5 protein-coding genes are annotated in these 2,798 nt (G+C 39.3%); 4 read left to right on the plus strand and 1 reads right to left on the minus strand.

The features are described 5' to 3' along the window. A partial coding sequence (locus tag B3J29_RS02980; protein ID WP_286964374.1) for a GNAT family N-acetyltransferase occupies nt 1–263 on the plus strand: 263 nt, incomplete at its 5' end. Between the two features lie 124 nt (nt 264–387). Here the strand turns inward: B3J29_RS02980 and B3J29_RS02985 are convergent. Beyond that, nucleotides 388–678: a SymE family type I addiction module toxin gene (locus tag B3J29_RS02985; protein ID WP_286964375.1), complete on the minus strand. Its 291-nt coding sequence runs from the start codon at nt 676–678 to the stop codon at nt 388–390. 128 nt (nt 679–806) lie between these two features. Here B3J29_RS02985 and B3J29_RS02990 point away from each other — a divergent pair, with 128 nt between their 5' ends. The 3 genes from B3J29_RS02990 to B3J29_RS03000 all read left to right on the plus strand — a co-directional run bounded on the left by B3J29_RS02990 (nt 807) and on the right by B3J29_RS03000 (nt 2,434). Then, nucleotides 807–971 carry a YlcI/YnfO family protein gene (locus B3J29_RS02990; RefSeq protein WP_286964376.1) on the plus strand — a complete coding sequence of 55 codons (165 nt, stop codon included), beginning with the start codon at nt 807–809 and terminating at the stop codon, nt 969–971. A 184-nt stretch (nt 972–1,155) separates the two neighbouring features. Next, nucleotides 1,156–2,013, plus strand: a complete 858-nt coding sequence (locus tag B3J29_RS02995) for a hypothetical protein (protein ID WP_286964377.1) — start codon at nt 1,156–1,158, stop codon at nt 2,011–2,013. Then, the gene (locus B3J29_RS03000; RefSeq protein WP_286964378.1) at nt 1,988–2,434 is read left to right on the plus strand and encodes a hypothetical protein; all 447 of its coding nucleotides are present in this window, start codon (nt 1,988–1,990) and stop codon (nt 2,432–2,434) included. Before B3J29_RS02995 ends, B3J29_RS03000 begins: the two co-directional genes overlap by 26 nt. Nucleotides 2,435–2,798 lie beyond the last annotated feature (364 nt).

Consider the following 2,798-nt stretch of genomic DNA (forward strand, 5'->3'; position numbering starts at 1 on the left):
GCGCTATTCACGGCTTTTTGGGGGTGGATGAGAACCGCATTGAAATGCTGTTTGTTGACGATGCAAGCCGGGGAAAAGGCGTTGGCTCGCTGTTACTGAGGTACGCCATTGACCATTTCGGTGCCAACGAGGTGGACGTTAACGAGCAAAACCCGCAGGGGGTGGGGTTTTATCAGCACAGGGGGTTTGTGCAGATCGGGCGGTCGGAACTGGACGGGCAGGGCAATCCGTTTCCGTTATTGCATATGCGGTATGGCGGTTGATAGCCGCACATTCTGCCCCCTCTCCCTGAGAGCTAAGGGAGCACCACAAAAAAACACTGGCACGATTAACTCCCTCTCCTCTTTGGGGAGAGGGGGAACATGCCGCACCCGGTTTAACCCGGGGTCATGATGCCAGAGACAGCGCCCCTTCAATGCCTTTCAGCTTCTGCTGCGCCAGCGTTAACTCCGCGAGCAGCGCCTTCTCATACGGGTTGTGCGCCATCACCACGATACAACCGTCCATGACTTTCACCGTGACCTTATCCCCGGTATCAAACCCCGCCGCGCGCAGCCATTTGCCGGACAGGATCAGGTTTGGCGTACTGCGATCGCGACCTTGCGGGCGATATCCCACAATTAATGTACGCTCAGTTCCGGTTGCGGTGGTGTCTGGGGTAGAATGCGAATCAGCCATAATCAACTCCTTGATAGTTGGTGAGGTTAGACGTCCTTTAGTGCTAGAACACTACCGGGCGTTGTTTGAAATCTGAATCCATGTGGTAGGTACCACGTGGTGATAAACTAACCGAAATGGTACCTACCATGCAAGAGAAAAAGAAGCCAAATTTTGACCGCACCAAAAGCACGATGAAGAACATCCGGTTCGAGGATGAGCTTCTGGAACAAATTGAGAAAGCGGCGGGGAAAGGGAATTTTAGTAAGTGGGTTAAAGAGGCTTGCATAGCCCGATTAAAAGCGATTAACTAATTGTTTATAAAAGAAATAAAATGCCAGGAATGAATCACTGATTTTTTATACAGTGTTTTGTTGAAGTATGAATTCTAATCAGATATTGTCTTACACAAGAGAATTAGCACTTTGTAAGACTGATATCGTCAATTGATGAAAGCTAGCCAGTAGATAATTTATATATCAATCAACGAGGTAAGTCATGGATTCGAATGTTTTTATCAAAATAGATTATAAAAAGGATAGGCCTAATCCGAGCCAACTTTTTGAAGCTATGAGCTTGTATATCGCTGCTTATGAGCAATTTGGACAAATATTAGCTAAATCTATCGATATAAAGCAAGAATTTAAATTCAACCTCGAAGAAGTTCAGATTTCATCTATTAAGGCTAAGTTATCTCAGGCGCCAGGAATAATAAATGATTTATTTATTAATAGAGTGGCCTCCGCAGGGGCAAGGTTATTCGAACAATTAATTGAAACTGATGAAGTAGATACTGAAGATCAAATTGATCAATTGGCTGCAAATTTAGAAGAAGAATTAATTCAGGATGGTTTAGGAAACGATATTGACTCTCATATAGATCGTAAGGCTTTGACTCATATGCTGGGAACGGTATCCAAAGCTAATAACCTTATTCTCAAAGATGAAACTGTAGAGTTTGGTGCTAGTAATTACTCGCAGATTATTAATACAACCTGGAGGCTCACAGGCGATGTTTCAACGATGTTTTTAGGAGTGAAAGAAACAGTTACTGTTAGGGACTATTTATATGTAAAAATTGCTATAAATGAAGGTAAGCAACTGTGGACTTTCAAAAGCGCAAGTATGAATAAAACGTTTACAGCAAGGATTCTCGTTAAGGATTGGATAAAAAATTATCAACTAGGTTTAATCCCACCAATTGGCCCGAAAGATACTCTATTAGCAGAGTTCAATTATGATCTTTATAAGCCTTATGATAAGCGGAAAATGGCAGAAGTAAGAAACGTTAAAATTACAAAGATTGATGAAATCGTTAGAGGTGGGAGTGATGAGCAAATTGAAATACCAGCTTAGTACAGTAGATAAAAGAAGTTTTATCTCGGATTTAAAAGCTGAGTATTTGTATATATGCGTCCCTTTTATTGTTTTAATATTAGTTAAGGTGTATTTTGGCCCACTACGTGACATTATATATTCTTCTGATTGGAGTCTTGCTGCATCAATTATACTTGGACAAAATGCTGCAAAAATTTCACGGTCCATTTCAAAAATGAAGCAGAGAGTTAATGACAGTAGCTTTAGTTGGTATAGTTCTAAAAGATTTCTTTTAGTAATAGTATCTTTGTTTTTTTATTTTGGGATGATTTTTAAACCAAACATCTATATTGCCTTTTCGCAAATATTTATGTTCTTGCTCGCTAGTTGGTTGCATTTTTCGGATGGATTTACATTAAAAATGCTTGAGAGAGAAACTAAAAAAATGAAAGATGCATAAAATTTATTTTTTTCAAGATCATACAAGTTCGCTTTTTATCGAATGGTTTTTATTGTGTTTTTGGCTTGCGTAATATACGCTGCATCAAGCTTATTAATTATGCTTATCGGTTAACCTAAAGTCTTTTTAATTATGTCTATAGCTGTACCGATTAACTCTTCTGAATGTTAAAATATAAAAATATGAAGGGAAAATATCAATGGGAATATTATATCTCTTAATGCACCTGAGGAAAAATATTTTTAATAAACCGGTCATTGCTTATAAATAAAAAGCGCTTGGAGCTTTTAAGTATTACAGAAAAATATTGGCTGCTGAAAGGCTCTACAGTGATGATATGATAATTGGCGGAAGATCACAGGAG

The organism is Acinetobacter sp. UBA5984 (genome assembly GCF_002429925.1).
GTDB classification, from domain to species: Bacteria; Pseudomonadota; Gammaproteobacteria; order Pseudomonadales; family Moraxellaceae; genus Acinetobacter; species Acinetobacter variabilis.

Coding starts and splice junctions, on each gene's coding strand:
- B3J29_RS03000 (WP_286964378.1), top strand. CDS start 1,988: ATGAGCAAATTGAAATACCAGCTTAGTACAGTAGATAAAAGAAGTTTT.
- B3J29_RS02990 (WP_286964376.1), top strand. CDS start 807: ATGCAAGAGAAAAAGAAGCCAAATTTTGACCGCACCAAAAGCACGATG.
- B3J29_RS02995 (WP_286964377.1), top strand. CDS start 1,156: ATGGATTCGAATGTTTTTATCAAAATAGATTATAAAAAGGATAGGCCT.
- B3J29_RS02985 (WP_286964375.1), bottom strand. CDS start 678: ATGGCTGATTCGCATTCTACCCCAGACACCACCGCAACCGGAACTGAG.